Source organism: Campylobacter felis, assembly GCF_030250085.1.
Lineage (GTDB): Bacteria > Campylobacterota > Campylobacteria > Campylobacterales > Campylobacteraceae > Campylobacter_D > Campylobacter_D upsaliensis.
Window position 1 is genome coordinate 1 of sequence record NZ_JANURX010000014.1, and the last position, 14,851, is coordinate 14,851.

General features: G+C 34.7%; 16 protein-coding genes and 1 tRNA gene. 12 read left to right on the forward strand and 5 right to left on the reverse strand.

The genetic code is table 11. The features are described 5' to 3' along the window. From NYG92_RS07370 to flaC, 12 genes are all read left to right on the forward strand, one after another. A partial coding sequence (locus tag NYG92_RS07370) for a DUF2972 domain-containing protein (RefSeq protein ID WP_289234016.1) occupies positions 1-134 on the forward strand: 134 nt, incomplete at its 5' end. A 59-nt stretch (positions 135-193) separates the two neighbouring features. Beyond that, positions 194-1,366, forward strand: a complete 1,173-nt coding sequence (locus NYG92_RS07375; RefSeq protein WP_289234017.1) for a pyridoxal phosphate-dependent aminotransferase — start codon at positions 194-196, stop codon at positions 1,364-1,366. Between the two features lie 74 nt (positions 1,367-1,440). Continuing rightward, the gene (gene rpiB / locus NYG92_RS07380) at positions 1,441-1,875 is read left to right on the forward strand and encodes a ribose 5-phosphate isomerase B (protein ID WP_004277111.1); all 435 of its coding nucleotides are present in this window, start codon (positions 1,441-1,443) and stop codon (positions 1,873-1,875) included. After that, entirely contained in the window at positions 1,875-2,207 is a 333-nt protein-coding gene (locus NYG92_RS07385; protein ID WP_004277112.1) for a hypothetical protein, read from the forward strand. Before rpiB ends, NYG92_RS07385 begins: the two co-directional genes overlap by 1 nt. After that, positions 2,204-2,752 carry an adenine phosphoribosyltransferase gene (apt, locus tag NYG92_RS07390; protein WP_270966560.1) on the forward strand — a complete coding sequence of 183 codons (549 nt, stop codon included), beginning with the start codon at positions 2,204-2,206 and terminating at the stop codon, positions 2,750-2,752. Before NYG92_RS07385 ends, apt begins: the two co-directional genes overlap by 4 nt. An 80-nt stretch (positions 2,753-2,832) precedes the next feature. Then, entirely contained in the window at positions 2,833-3,450 is a 618-nt protein-coding gene (locus NYG92_RS07395; RefSeq protein WP_289234018.1) for a DedA family protein, read from the forward strand. After that, the gene (locus tag NYG92_RS07400; protein ID WP_289233992.1) at positions 3,447-4,898 is read left to right on the forward strand and encodes a leucyl aminopeptidase; all 1,452 of its coding nucleotides are present in this window, start codon (positions 3,447-3,449) and stop codon (positions 4,896-4,898) included. The genes NYG92_RS07395 and NYG92_RS07400 overlap by 4 nt, the downstream gene beginning before the upstream one ends. Then, positions 4,895-5,998, forward strand: a complete 1,104-nt coding sequence (ychF, locus tag NYG92_RS07405) for a redox-regulated ATPase YchF (protein ID WP_289233993.1) — start codon at positions 4,895-4,897, stop codon at positions 5,996-5,998. Before NYG92_RS07400 ends, ychF begins: the two co-directional genes overlap by 4 nt. 65 nt (positions 5,999-6,063) lie before the next feature. Next, the gene (locus tag NYG92_RS07410) at positions 6,064-7,572 is read left to right on the forward strand and encodes a DUF8374 domain-containing protein (RefSeq protein ID WP_289233994.1); all 1,509 of its coding nucleotides are present in this window, start codon (positions 6,064-6,066) and stop codon (positions 7,570-7,572) included. Between the two features lie 77 nt (positions 7,573-7,649). Further along, positions 7,650-8,762 (forward strand): peptide chain release factor 2, encoded by a 1,113-nt coding sequence (gene prfB, locus NYG92_RS07415; protein ID WP_270966564.1) that lies wholly within the window; start codon positions 7,650-7,652, stop codon positions 8,760-8,762. Then, on the forward strand, positions 8,759-9,232 hold the full coding sequence (locus NYG92_RS07420) for a DUF4149 domain-containing protein (protein WP_270977280.1): 474 nt from the start codon (positions 8,759-8,761) through the stop codon (positions 9,230-9,232). The genes prfB and NYG92_RS07420 overlap by 4 nt, the downstream gene beginning before the upstream one ends. 29 nt (positions 9,233-9,261) lie before the next feature. Continuing rightward, positions 9,262-10,011 (forward strand): flagellin C, encoded by a 750-nt coding sequence (flaC, locus tag NYG92_RS07425; protein ID WP_289233995.1) that lies wholly within the window; start codon positions 9,262-9,264, stop codon positions 10,009-10,011. 9 nt (positions 10,012-10,020) lie between these two features. Here the strand turns inward: flaC and NYG92_RS07430 are convergent, their stop codons facing one another. From NYG92_RS07430 to murA, 5 genes are all read right to left on the reverse strand, one after another. Beyond that, on the reverse strand, positions 10,021-10,650 hold the full coding sequence (locus NYG92_RS07430; protein WP_289233996.1) for a YggS family pyridoxal phosphate-dependent enzyme: 630 nt from the start codon (positions 10,648-10,650) through the stop codon (positions 10,021-10,023). Between the two features lie 19 nt (positions 10,651-10,669). After that, positions 10,670-10,744: transfer RNA gene (locus NYG92_RS07435), tRNA-Gly, on the reverse strand. A 64-nt stretch (positions 10,745-10,808) separates the two neighbouring features. After that, the gene (locus NYG92_RS07440) at positions 10,809-12,158 is read right to left on the reverse strand and encodes an MATE family efflux transporter (protein WP_289233997.1); all 1,350 of its coding nucleotides are present in this window, start codon (positions 12,156-12,158) and stop codon (positions 10,809-10,811) included. A gap of 163 nt (positions 12,159-12,321) precedes the next feature. Next, entirely contained in the window at positions 12,322-13,488 is a 1,167-nt protein-coding gene (locus NYG92_RS07445; RefSeq protein WP_289233998.1) for a molybdopterin molybdotransferase MoeA, read from the reverse strand. Next, positions 13,485-14,741, reverse strand: coding sequence for a UDP-N-acetylglucosamine 1-carboxyvinyltransferase (gene murA / locus NYG92_RS07450; RefSeq protein WP_289233999.1), 1,257 nt, complete (start codon positions 14,739-14,741; stop codon positions 13,485-13,487). Before murA ends, NYG92_RS07445 begins: the two co-directional genes overlap by 4 nt. Positions 14,742-14,851: the final 110 nt, after the last annotated feature.

Consider the following 14,851-nt stretch of genomic DNA (forward strand, 5'->3'; position numbering starts at 1 on the left):
ATTCTAGCCTAGCTTTAAAATTTAAAACTCTTTTAGATAAAGAACTGACCCACATTAAACAAACACGCCCTGACATCATCGCTTCGTGGAAATATTATCAAGAATTTGAGAAAATTTGTGAGGGGTTTAGTTAAAATAGTCATTAAGATAGAAAATTAAGCTATAATAATGCAAATTTTTTCAAGGATTAATGATGTTAAGTAAAAAATCTCAAGTTTTAGAAGAGTCCATTACTTTGGCGATTACAGCCCTTGCAAATGAGCTTAAGGCTAAGGGCGAAGATGTGCTTTCTTTTTCTGCGGGTGAGCCTGACTTTGACACTCCACAAACTATCAAAAATGCAGCAATTAAAGCGATAGAAAATGGTTGTTCTAAATATACGCCAGTTGCAGGAATTAAAGATGTTTTAAATGCCGTAGCCACAAAGCTTAAAAGGGACAATGATTTATCCTATGAAACAAGTGAAATTATCACAAATGTCGGTGCTAAACATTCGCTTTTTCAATGCCTAGAATGTCTTGTTGATGAAGGTGATGAGGTGATTATCCCTAGCCCTTATTGGGTGAGTTATCCTGAAATGGTCAAATTTGCAGGTGGAAAGTGCGTTTTTGTAGATACTAAGGAAGAAAACGGCTTTAAAATCACAGCTGATGAGCTTAAAAATGCTTTGAGTGAAAAAACTAAGGTTTTTATTTTAAACACTCCTTCAAATCCCGTTGGTTGCGTTTATACAAAAGAGGAGCTTAGTGCTTTAGCTAAGGTTTTGGAGGGAACTAGAGTTGTCGTTTTAAGCGATGAAATGTATGAAAAGCTTCTTTATGATGGAGTGAAATTCCACGCTTTTGCCAGTGTGAGTGAAGATGCGATGAAACGCACTGTTACAATTAATGGCTTAAGCAAGTGTGGAGCTATGCCGGGATGGCGTTTTGGCTATATGGCAAGTAAAATTAAAGGTCTTGTTCCAGCTGTTAAAAAACTGCAAGGACAAAGCACTTCAAACATTTGCTCCATTTCGCAGTATGCCGCTATCCCAGCCTTGCTTGGCGAGTGTGATGAGGATATAGAAATGATGAGAAAAGCTTTTGAAAGACGCAGAAATGTCGCCCTTGAAATATTAAGTAAAATGGAAAATGTCAGCGTTTATAAACCAAGTGGAGCTTTTTATCTTTTCATTAATATTTCTAAACTTGAAAAGGATTCTATGAAATTTTGTCAAAAATTACTAGAAGAAAAAAAAGTCGCCGTAGTGCCTGGTATAGGTTTTGGAATGGATGGCTATTTAAGACTTTCTTACGCAACAAGTGAGGAAAATATTATTAAAGGGCTTGAGAGGTTTGGCGAATTTGTAAAAAATTATAAAGCTTAATTTTGCAAGTTATTAGCAAAATGATAATTTTTACAAGCTATAATTTGAGCGTTATTTTATTTTTGGATTTGTAAATGCTAAGAGAACGCCTTTATATAGCAAGTGATCACGCGGGATATGAGCTTAAAACTAAACTTTGTGCCTTTTTTAAAGAGGTGCAAATTCCCTTTATCGATCTTGGGACAAACGATGAAAAAAGTTGCGACTATCCGGATTTTGCCCATTTGCTTACTAGTAAAATCGATGAAAAAAGTTTTGGAATTTTAATTTGTGGTTCTGGCATAGGAATTTCCATAGCAGCAAATAGGCACAAAAATATAAGATGTGCTTTGTGTAGCGAGAGTTTAAGTGCGAGATTAGCCAGAAAGCATAATGATGCAAATGTCTTGGCTTTTGGAGGGCGTCTTGTAGGGTTTGATTTAGCTGTGGATATGATTGAAAATTTTATCAAAACACCTTTTGATGAAGGAAGACATATGAAAAGAATTCAAAAAATTGAGGTAGATTGATGTTTTCGCAATGGTTTATTTTTACGATTTTAATTTGTGCGACAATTTATCTCATTGTGATGTTATTTTATTACAAAACCTTACTAAGCAAGGAAAAAAATTCTAAAGATTTTATTAAAAATAACTTAGATGATACAGAGATTGTTATTAGAAAGTTACAAGTTCAACTTCAAAGAAGTTTAGGAAATATTGACATTTTAACGGAGGAGCTTAACAAAATTAAGGCTGATTTAACTTCGCTTCGAACGAGGAATTCGCAGTATCGTTTGGAGAATGACAAATTAAGACAAAGAATTAAAGAGCTAGAAGCAAAAATTGAGGCATTACTATGAAAGAACTTAGTCAAAAAGAAAGAGATTTTCTTATTCAAAGTATTAGAGTTATCCCAAATTTTCCAAAAGAAGGGATTATATTTAGAGACATTACGACACTTCTTAATGACACAAAAGCACTTAGCTTTTTACTTAAGCACTTAGAAGATAGATATAAGGATATGAATTTAGATTTTATTGTTGGGACAGAGAGTAGGGGTTTTATTTTTGCCTCTATGATTTGCGCAAAACTCAATTTGCCTTTTGTGCCGATTAGAAAGCCGGGCAAGCTCCCTTATAAAACCTTTACTTGCTCTTACGATTTAGAATATGGTAGCGATACCATTGAAATTCATCAAGATGCTTTTAGAGGTGTGGAAAAAGCTAAAGTTTTGCTAGTAGATGATTTAATCGCCACAGGAGGCACGGCTTTGGCTTCTTATAAATTAATTCAAAAAGCTGGAGGTATATGTGTGGAATCTTGCTTTTTGATTAATTTAAAAGATTTAAATGGTTGGAAAAAGCTCAATGCTCTTTGTCCTGTTTATAGCGTTTTGGAATTTTAGGAGGAGAAATGAAAAAATCGTTAAAATTTTTTATTTTTCTTGCTTTGCTCTGTTTAATTGCTTATGCGATTTATGGTTTGATGAAAAACGATTTTTCTTTAGAAGAATTCATTATTGGTATTTGGAGTGATCATGTGGAGACTTGGGGTTATGCGATACTTTTTTGTTGGAGCATTTTAGAGGGAGAGCTAGGACTTATCTTTGCGGGGCTTGCCGCACACGATGGAAAAATGAGTGTGGCTTTGGCTATTTTTGTGGCAGGACTTGGTGGCTTTGTGGGAGATCAAATTTATTTTTATATCGGGCGTTATAATAAAAACTATATTCAAAAAAAGCTCCATTCTCAAAGGCGTAAATTCGCGGTGGCACATTTGCTTTTGCAAAAATTTGGTTGGCCTATTATCTTTATCCAGCGTTATATGTATGGTTTTCGCACTATTATACCTATGAGTATAGGCATCACGCGTTATAGTGCGAAAAAATTTGCTCTTATTAATCTCATTAGTGCTTGGGTATGGGCAGCGATAACCATACTTTTAGCATGGTATTTTGGTGATTTAATTCAAAGCTTTTTGAAATGGGCTAAGGAGCATTGGTATTTGGCTGCCTTACTTATTGTAAGTTTCTTATCTCTCTTACTTTTTGGTTTTAAACAAATGGAAAAGGCAATTTTAAAGAAAAAGGAAAGAAAAAAATGAAAATAGAATTTGTGGAAAAAAATTTAAATGCAATCAAAGCAGATTTTGAATTAATTTTTATCGAAGCGAAAAATCAAAAACAATTAAATAATTACAAAGATTTTTTTAAATTGATGAATTATAGGGGTGAGGGGGTTTGCTTAGATAGTGCTAATAAAAGAATTTTTGTCGAGCTTAAAAGTTTAAATTATGAGGATATTAGACTCGCTTTTTTTACTGCGATTAAAAGCCTTGAAAAGCTTAATATTAAAAGTATTAAAAGTCAAAGTGTGGTCGGCTCTTGCGTAGTAAGAAGTTTTGCTTGTATGGCGGAGGGCATTGGGTTTGCAAATTATGAATTTAATCGCTATAAAAGCGAGAAAAAGCCTAGCGCTTTGGAGCGTATTTTACTTTCTAAAGAGGAGTTAAATGCTAAAAAATTTAGCAAAGAAGAGGCTTTAATAGGACTTCAAAGGGGAGAAGTTTTAGCAAAAGCTTGTCATTTTACAAAAGATATTGTTAATGAAATTCCTCAAATTTACACTCCATTAAAAATGGCTGAAGATGCACAAAATTTAGCGAAAGAATATAAAGCTATCACTTGCAAAATTTATGATGAGAAATTTTTGGAAAAAGAAAAAATGAACGCTTTTTTAGCGGTTAATAGGGCTTCTGCATATCCACCAAGGCTCATTCATCTAAGCTATAAAAATCAAAAAGCCAAGCAAAAAATCGTTTTTGTCGGTAAGGGGCTGACTTATGATAGCGGTGGGCTTAGTTTAAAGCCTGCTGATTATATGCTGACGATGAAAGCAGATAAGAGTGGTGCGGCTGCTGCTATGGGGATTATAAAAGCTGTGGCGGAGTTAAATTTGGAACTTGAAGTGCATTGCATTTTGGGAGCGACTGAAAATATGATAGGCGGCAATGCCTATAAGCCTGATGATGTGTTACTTTCTAGGGAGGGTGTGAGCATTGAGGTAAGAAACACGGACGCTGAGGGGCGTTTAGTTTTGGCTGATTGTCTTTCTTTTGCACAGGATTTAAAGCCTGATTTACTTATTGATTTAGCGACTTTAACTGGTGCTTGCGTGGTTGGGCTTGGCGAATTTACAAGTGGTATTATGGGAAATAATGAAAATTTGCAAAATGAATTTTATGAAGTGAGCCAAAAAAGTGGCGAATATGCTTGCGTTTTGCATTTTAATCCTCATTTAAGAGAACTCATTAAATCTAAAATTGCTGATATAAGCAACACAAGCTCAAGTCGCTATGGCGGTGCTCTTACGGCTGGAATTTTTTTAGATAGTTTTATCCGCGAAGAGTATAAGAACAAATGGCTACATCTTGACATTGCTGGACCTGCTTATTTGGAGAAGGCTTGGGGCTATCAAAGCTATGGGGCAAGTGCAGCAGGGGTTAGAATGTGTGTGAATTTCTTAATTTACCTTTTAAGGAAAGCTAAATGAGTTTAGCGGTTGGTATAGTGGGCTTGCCAAATGTTGGCAAATCTACGACCTTTAACGCTCTTACCAAAGCACAAAATGCTCAAAGTGCAAATTATCCTTTTTGCACCATAGAGCCTAACCGTGCTATGGTTGAAGTGCCTGATGAGCGTTTGAGGGAGTTGGCTAGAATCGTAAAGCCTGAAAAAATTCTCCACTCACTCATAGAATTTGTTGATATAGCTGGACTTGTAAAGGGTGCTAGTAAGGGCGAAGGCTTGGGAAATAAATTTCTTTCAAACATACGCGAAACAGAAGTGATTTTACACATCGTGCGTTGCTTTGATGATGAAAATATCACGCATGTCGAGGGTGGGGTTGATCCTATTAGAGATATTGAGATTATCAACACTGAGCTGATTTTAGCGGATATTGAGCAACTTGGTAAAAAAATAGAAAAATTAAATAAAGAAGCAAGGGCAAATCAAAAAGGCGCAAAAGAGACCCTAGAGCTTGCTAATGCACTTTTAGAGCATTTAAATAAGGGCTTTAGTGCTAGGAGTTATGAGGAAAGAGAAAATGAGCTTTATCAAAATTTAATTAAAGAATTAAGACTTTTAAGTGCCAAAGAGGTGATTTATGGTGCAAATGTCGATGAAGAGGGTATTAATGAGGATAATCAATTTGTCCTAGCCTTAAAAGAATATGCTAAGAAAAACAATCAAGAAGTCATAAAACTTTGTGCGAAGATAGAAGAGGAGCTTGTGGGCTTGAGTGATGAGGAGGGGGCTGAATTTTTAAACTCTTTGGGAATTAAAGAGAGTGGCTTGGCACAGATTATACGCACGGCTTTTTCTAAGTTGGGGCTTATTAGCTATTTTACGGCTGGAGAGATCGAGGTGCGTTCTTGGACGATAAAAAGAGGCTATAAAGCACCTAAGGCGGCTAGTGTGATTCATAATGACTTTGAAAAAGGTTTTATTAAAGCTGAAGTGATAAGTTATGAAGATTTTATTAAATTTAAAGGCGAAAATGGTGCGAAAGAGGCTGGTAAATTACGCCTTGAGGGTAAAGACTACATCGTTTGCGATGGCGATGTAATGCACTTTAGGTTTAATGTGTGAAATTTTAAATCAAATTTGTAAGGCATTGCAAGAAATTTTTAAATAATAGAATGGTAGGGAAAATAATGAAAAATGTTATTTTGTTGGGTGGAAGTAATAGTGTTATGCAAAATGGCTTACAAAAAGGACTTAAAGACGCCCTAATGTCCTGCGGGGGGGGGGGGGGGGTAGAATTTCATAATCTTGCCCTAGGTGGTTCTCGTAGTTCTCAAAAAATTTACGCTTTAATTACAAATGAAAAAGTAATTAAAAAGGCTGATTTAATTATCATAGAGACCAATTTAAATGAATATGATAACTTTGTTTATGATCTCCGTTTTGACATTTTGCAAAGAGATTTTGAAATTCTTTGCAAAATGTTGGCTAATTTGAACAAGCCTACACTTTTTATTTTACTCCCCCTCTATGTTAATAATGACAAATTTAAAATCACTAATAGTTTCAATTTACTTCAAATTAAAAAATATGGCTTTTATTTCATTGATATGCAAAAATATTATGATGAAAATAACTTAAATGAATTTTTTGCGACAAATAATTTATTTCATCAAATCAGTCCTATTATGAGATTGTTGGGGCAAAATATTGCTTTAAATTTGGGAAAGATTGGTAGGTGTAATTTAAAATGCAATTATCCAGTCCCTAAATTTCTTGCTGTTACGCTACAAGATCTTTTTGAAAATATCAATCAATTAGAAAAAAGCGTTAAATCTAATTCTTTATTTACAGAAGAACTTTATAGACTTGAAGGAAAAATTAAACTTAAATTTAAAAAAGAATTTAAAGATTATACATTAGTGGCATTTAGTGTGTGGAATGATGATAATGGTTTAGGGACTTTTTCAAGTGCCATTTGGACAAATAAAAAGATTAAAATTATCAAATACTGCTTATCAAGTTTTTTGATGATGTATAATTTGATTGAAAATTTTGTTATTGATGAAGAGAGCTTTTTGTATTTTAATGCTAACAATGAAAAACAAAGCGAAAATAATTTGTGGATTTTTTCAAAAGATGATTGTCGAAATACTCTTGATTGTATGCAATTGGCAAATCAAATTCTCCTCGTAAAACCAGATGAAAATTTTAAAATCGATGCTCATTATGATTTTAATGTATTAGCAAATTTAGAAGTGCAAATCGATGAAAAATACGATTTCTCTCACCTTATCCCTGATGTGGTGCTTTTTAAGGAAATTATCGAGGAGTATAATGCTAGAATGGACCCAGTTAAAATCGCCCCTATTCAAGCTGAAATCAAAAATTTGAAACTTGAACTCCATCAAAAAAAGCAAAATCCTATACAAACGCACCTAGCTTACAAATTAGGTCGTGCTATCATAGAAAATTACGGAAGTTTTTGGGGATTTTTAGGACTTCCTTTTGTGCTAAATTATATTGCTAAAAAGCACAAAAAAGAAGCAAACATTCTACCTTGTGATGAAAATGAAAAGCAAATTTTAAGTTACCAGTTAGGACTTGCTTTCATAAAAGCCCATAAAGCTTGGTATAAAGGGGGTTATGTGTGGTTTATTTTTAGAGCTTTGAGTTTAAAGAAGCAATTTGGACGCTAATTCGTTTGTAGAAAAATATTGATGATTTGAAAAGCCTTAAACTAAATTTGCTACAATGCAATTTTTAAGGAAAAACTATGGATAATTATGAATTTAGCGAACTTTTAAAAAGCCTTGAACAAAAGGTTAAAAACATAGCCTCCATCATAAAGCCTGATGAACTTAGGGTAAAGCTTAGTGAGATTGAGACGCAAGAAAATGATCCAAATTTTTGGAATAATGCCAAAAATGCCGCCATTTTGGGTAAGGAAAAGACCAAAATCACAAATTTGCTTAAAGCCTATGAAAATGCTTTCAACGCCTTAAACGACGCGAGTGAGCTTTTTGATATGGCAAATAGCGAGAGTGATGATGAGACCTTAAAAGCCCTTTTTGAAGACGCACCAAAGCTAGAAGATAGTATTACAAGTCTTGAAATTTCTATGCTTTTAAGCGGAGAAAATGATAATAAAAATGCCATTGTTTCCATACACCCTGGTGCTGGTGGGACGGAGAGTAACGACTGGGCGAGTATGCTTTATAGAATGTATTTGCGTTTTTGTGAGAGAGAGGGCTTTAAGGTCGAAACTTTGGACTTCCAAGAAGGCGATGAAGCAGGACTTAAAGATGTGAGTTTTTTAGTCAAGGGTGAAAATGCTTACGGCTATTTAAAGGCAGAAAATGGAATTCACCGCCTTGTGAGAACTTCGCCTTTTGATAGTGCTGGGCGTAGGCATACGAGCTTTTCTAGCGTTATGGTAAGTCCTGAGCTTGATGATGATATTGAGATTGAGATTGAAGAAAAGGACTTGCGCATCGACTTTTACCGCGCAAGTGGGGCGGGCGGACAGCACGTTAATAAAACAGAATCAGCTGTCCGTATCACGCATATCCCTACCAACATAGTCGTGCAGTGCCAAAATGACAGAAGCCAGCATAAGAACAAAGCCACAGCCTTTAAAATGCTACGCTCACGCCTTTACGAGCTTGAATTGATGAAGCAAGAAGCAGCAGCAAATTCAGGGGAAAAAAGCGAAATGGGCTGGGGACATCAAATCCGCTCTTATGTGCTTTTTCCTTACCAGCAAGTCAAAGATACAAGAAGTAATGAAGCTTTTTCAAATGCGGAGGGAATTTTAGACGGAGATATTAAAAAAATGATAGAAGGTGTTTTAATCGCGATGAAGGCACAAAATAAGGAGGCAAAATGAAAGCGATTCATCTCTTTTTGCTTGTGGCTATGATAGGTGTGGAGCTTATTTTGGGTGTGGTGGTCGCACCTGTTGTTTTTTATCCACAAAACTTAATTGGCGAAAATGTTTTAAGCCATTTTCAAAGTGGGCTTATGATGAGTGATATTTTTGTTAAAATGGGCTATGTCTTACTTGCAGTAGCACTTTTTAATGCCTTATATGAGCTTATTAACTTTTTTAAAAAAGAGGAGAAATTTCAGCTAAGATTTTCCAAATTTGCTCTTTCTATCATCATTTTAATTCTTGCTTTATTTTTTGTATTTTATTTTACCGCGTATATTTTAGAAGCACAAAAAATGGGCGAAAGCGTCATTAAAACAACGGAATTTCAAAGTATGCACGAGGCAAGTGAAGTTGTAATAAAAATTATCGTTTGTATGCAAATATTTTTGTATTTTTTAAGCTTTAAAATAGCTAAAAAAGACTAAAATTTGAAAAATTAAAGGAGGTAATTGATATGAAAATTAACAATTCTAATGCAATGCAGCAAAATCATTATTTAAATAATGCACAAAAATCGCAAGATAAAGCTTTAGAAAATATCGCAGCGGTGAGGGCTATTAGTGGGATAGATAGTGCAAATTTAGCAATTGCCGATTCTTTAAGATCTCAATCAAGCACCATAGATCAGGGCGTGGCAAACGCCTATGATGCCATAGGAGTTTTACAAATTTCCGATGCGAGTTTGACAAATATCTCTCAAAGTGCGGATAGGCTTAGTGAGCTTTCTGTAAGGATGAATAGTGGCATTATGACAGATGCGCAAAAAACTATGCTAAGAGGTGAGGCGACGCGTTTGACAGAGTCCATTAATGATTCTTTTAATAACGCGACCTTTAATGGTAAAAATGTTTTTCAAACTATGGAATTTGTGGTAGGAAGTGGGACAGAGACGACAAATTTAAATTCCCTAAGCACAGATGGCTTAAGTATTGATAGTCAAGAAAGCATTACAAGCTTTACTGACCAACTTGGAAGTTTAAGGAGTGAGATAGGATCTGGCATTAATGCCCTTACTTCTAACATTAACTCCAGTGTGCAAAATAGCATCAATACCAAAGCCGCAGAAAATAATTTGCTCAATAATGATATGGCAAAAAATGTTAATGACTTTAATGCAGCGTATTTGAAAGAAAATGCCGCCGCTTTTGCAGCCGCACAAAGCAATATTATGCTTCAGTCTAAAATCGCTAGTCTTTTATACTAAAAGCCCTTTTTAAAGGCTTTTAAAAAGTATGCTCCCAAGTCTTAGCATATTTGACCCACATTTTAAAGCCAATTCAAAATCATTACTCATACCCATAGAGCAAATGTTTGCACCGTGTTTTTGTAATTTTTCATAAATTCTGTAAGTGTCCTCAAAGCTTTTTTGAATCTTTTTTACATCATCACTATGCGTTCCTATACACATCACACCTTTAAGATTTAAATTTTTACACTCTTCTTGAATTTGCAAATATTCCTCAAAAGCTTTATTTAATTCGATCCCACTTTTATTTTCCTCAAAAGCACTATTAATTTCAAGCAGGGTATCAAGGGTGTAATTGAGTCTTTTATCAACAGCTTTGGCTAATTTTAAAGAATTGCAACTTTGCCACAAAATAGGGCGTTGTTTGATGAGAAGATTGATTTTATTGCTTTGTAAAGTGCCGATAAAATGCCATTTTATTGTTAAATTTTCATCTTTTAAAAGTTCTTTTTTTTCACTTAGGGCTTTGACTTGATTTTCTCCAAATTCGCTAATGCCCTTATGATAAAATTCTTTGATAGTGTTAGCATCGACATACTTACTTGCTGCTATAAGGCGGACATTTTTTGTTTTTTCTAAGATTTGTTCTAATTTCATTTTGACCTAAGCTTAAAAGTGGAGCGGGAAACGAGATTCGAACTCGCGACCCCAACCTTGGCAAGGTTGTGCTCTACCCCTGAGCTATTCCCGCAAAAAGAGTGAAATTATAATATAAAAAAAATCATTTTGTCAAGCAAAAAGCCTACCAATTTGCATCAGTGAGCAAATTTGCTTGCTATTTGCGATTGGCTAATTATGCTTAAACTCTTTTTAAGAAAATAAAAACTTAAGAAAAATACGCAAAAATCAGCCAAAAATGGACTAATCCACACTCCATTTAAGCCTAAAAAATAAGGCAGAGTAAGGATAAAAATAAGAGGTGCGAAAAGATTACTTATAAGACTTAAAATGAGGGAAAAATAAGCCCTATTAAAAGCCGTTAGCACAGAGCCTATAAGGATATTAAACCAAGCAATAAGAAAAACAAAAGAAAAAATATATAAAGCTTTGGTGCTAAATTCTAAAAAAGATTCATCATTTTTTTGAGTAAAAAATCCCACTAGAAATTCTCCATAAAATATATTTAAAATAAAAACACAAACGCTAAAAGAAAGGATAAAAATAAACATAGTTTTAAGTATGGCTTTGAGGTGTTTAAGATTTTTTTGAGCAAAATGATAGCTTAGGGCTGGTTGCATAGCCTCACACATCGCAAGGGTTAATAGAGTGATAAAATTATCAATATAAAGTATGATAGAATAGGTAGCCACAGCTTTCGCACCTGCTAGATGAAGGAGGATAAGATTAGCAAAGATACCAAAAATCGAAGCGGAGATATTGCTAAAAAATTCGCTACTTCCATTATAAATAATATTTTTTAAAGTTTTAAAAGAAAGATAAAGAGTAGAAAATTTCAACTGAAGTTTTTGGCTAAAAAAAGGATAAATATCCAAAAAAGTTCCAAGAGTAAAACCTATACAACTAGCCAGTGCCGCAGAAAATAAACCCCAACCAAAAACCACGATAAAAAGATAATCCAAAATGATATTACTTAGTGCTACGATGATATTTACTATCATAGAATGCGTTGTTTTTCCGCAAATTCTTAGATAATTATCGAGGGCAAAATAAGGGGCAATAATGGGCATAAATAGGGCAAAAACTAGAACAACTTCTTCGCAAAGCGTTTGAATATGGGGCGTTATATCCAAAAAAGAAATTAAAAGTGGTGATATAAAATAGGCTAAAAAAGCTATAAGGGTATTAAGGGCGAAAATAAGAGCTAAGGCTGCGGTTAAAATGCGGTTAGCTTCTTTAAATTTAGCTAGGGCTAACTTCATCGAAATTTGCACCGATGAGCCTATGGCTATCATATCGCTTAATGCAAAACTTATCATTACAAAGGGCATTACTAAACCAAGTGCAGCAAGAGAATCGCTACCTAGATACTGCCCCACAAAAATACCATCAATAATAATATAAACAGAAAAGAAAGCCACGCTAATGACATTAGGCACGGCATATTTACAAAAAAGCCTTAAAGGGCTAAGATTGAAATTTGACATAAATATCCTTAATATTTTTAAAATGTTAATTTTTGATAAATATTAAGGGGGCTAATAGAGACTTTGTAAAGCTAGAATATAACGCTTGATGAAAGAAAATAAGATATTTTTGTAAGTTGATTTTCTAAAATTCATAGGTGTTATTTAATCCAAATTTAGCAAATTAAAGGTAAATAAGCTGGACACTTTCACCTTTTAAAATGCTTTCTTGCTTCTCATCGCTAATGAGTAAAAATTTGCTTTTAACAAGTGGTAAAATCATAGCCGAGCCAAAGTGATTATTATTAAAAGGCGTAAAAATGCCATTTTCTAAATTTCCTAGGATAAGATTATTTCTCCCCGCTTTAAGCTTTAAGTCTTGACCCATAAGGGCATTTATTTTGCACCCTTTTTCTAAATTTCCACTGAGTAAATTTAAGATCTTTGTTGCAAAAATAAAGCAAGAAAGAAAAGCCGCCATAGGGTTTCCTGGTAAGATTAAGATGAGCTTATTATCTTTTTGATAAAGCTTAGTTGGCTTTGCAGGACGCGCTTTAATTTCATTAAAAATTTCTTTAAATTCAAGCTCTTTCAAAGCCCTATCCATAAAATCCGCCTCACCCACACTAGCACCTCCACTTGTGATGATGAGATCAAATTGATTATTTTGCAGAGCTTTTTTTGTGGTATCAAATTCATCTTTTATAATGCCAAGATAACAAGGATCATAGTCCTTTAGCAGGGCTTGCACGGCTAGAGCGTTGGCATTATAAATACTAAGTTCGTCGCACATCTGCCAAGGCTCTTTGAGCTCATCTCCGCTTGAAAAAATGGCAATTCTGGGCTTTCTTATTACTTCTATTTTATAAATTCCTTGTGCGGCGAGCAGAGTTATCATCGCAGCGTTTAATTTTTGCCCTTTTTTGAGTAAAAGCTCCCCTTCTTTTTGCTCTTCGCCTTTAAAACGAAAGGCATTAAATCGCTTAGGCTTTGTTTTAATCACCAAAAAGCCATTTTCTAAATTTTCATCTTCAAGCATTAAGATCGTGTCTGCGTTTTTAGGCATTAAAGCACCTGTCATTATTTTAAAGCATTCATTTTTCTCAAGTTTGTAAGGCGTTTTATCACCCGCTAAAATCACTCCCATAATCTTTAGCGGTGCGTTTATATCATCATAATTAAAGGCATAGCCATCAAGTGCCGCATTATCAAAGCTTGGTAAATTCTTTTTCGCATATAAATCACAGGCTAAAACTCTGCCAAGTGCGTTTTCTAAACTTACAATTTCACTTTCTTTTAAGGGCGTTATATGCTTTTCTAAAAGCTCTAGGGTTTCAAAAATATTTTTCATTCTTCAAGCCTTGTGATATTTGCACCTAGTGCTTTAAATTTTTCTTCTAAATTCTCATAACCTCTATCTAAATGATAAATTCTATGCACCCTGCTTGTGCCTTTTGCAGCAAGGGCGGCTAAGATGAGTGCTGAAGACGCCCTTAAATCAGTCGCCATAACATCAGCAGCGTTTAGCTCTTTGCCTCCAGTTATAGTAGCAATATGTCCGTTAAGTTTGATATCCGCTCCCATTCTTAAAAGCTCACTGACATGCATAAAACGGTTTTCAAACAACCTTTCATCAATGATACTTGTGCCATTTGCTCTAAGAGCCAGTGCCATAAATTGCGCTTGCATATCGGTAGGAAAGCCCGGATACTCGCTTGTAAGAATTTCCACAGGTTTGATTTCTTTAGCGGGAAGCAAGGTAATGCTATCATTTTCTATACTTATACCAAAGCCCATTTGCTCAAGTTTTGCCAAAACGGCGCTTAGATGATTTGGATTAACCTTGCAAACACTAATTTTAGAATTGACAATAGCCCCCGCACAAAGATAGGTTCCAGCCTCTATTCTATCAGGTATCACAGTAAATTCTTTAAATTCCAAACACTCTCCACTTGTGCCATAAATTTCAAGCTCATCGCTACCTATGCCTTTAATATCAAGTCCAGCCTCCTTTAAAACCTCACAAAGTTGCACCACTTCAGGCTCTTTAGCCACATTTAAAAGCCTTGTTTTACCACTTGCTAATGCTGCTGCCATAATGATATTTTCACTCCCTGTAACGGTGATTTTATCAAAAAGCACTTCCGCACCCTTTAAAGCTCCACTTGCGACTACATAGCCTTGCTTGATTTGGATATTTGCTCCCATTTTTTCTAAGGCTAAAAGATGTAAATCTATGGGTCTTTGTCCTATGGCGCAGCCTCCGGGAAGGCTCACTTCACAATGTCTAAAACGCGATAAAAGCGGTCCAAGTGTGAGTATAGAGGCACGCATTTTGCGAACGATGTCGTATTTAGCTGTGGTTTGATTAAGTGTTGTGGTATTTAAAAGGGCTTCGTGTTTCTTTAAATCTGCTTTAGCGCCTAAATTTTGTAAGAGTGAGATGAGGGTTTTAATGTCTTCGACTTCAGGAACATTCGAGATAACGACTTCATTTTTAGCTAAAATGCTTGAGACGATAAGTGGTAGAGCGGCATTTTTCGCGCCGTTAATTGTAACGCTTCCGCTTAAATGATTTGTGCCTTCTATTTGTAAATAGGTCATATAAATTCCTTGTTGATTATGCTAAATTACAATTTTTTGTTATTATTTTTTCTTTCATCATACCAAAAAATAATAAATTATTAAGATAATGTTGGAAAATAAAAGTGCTT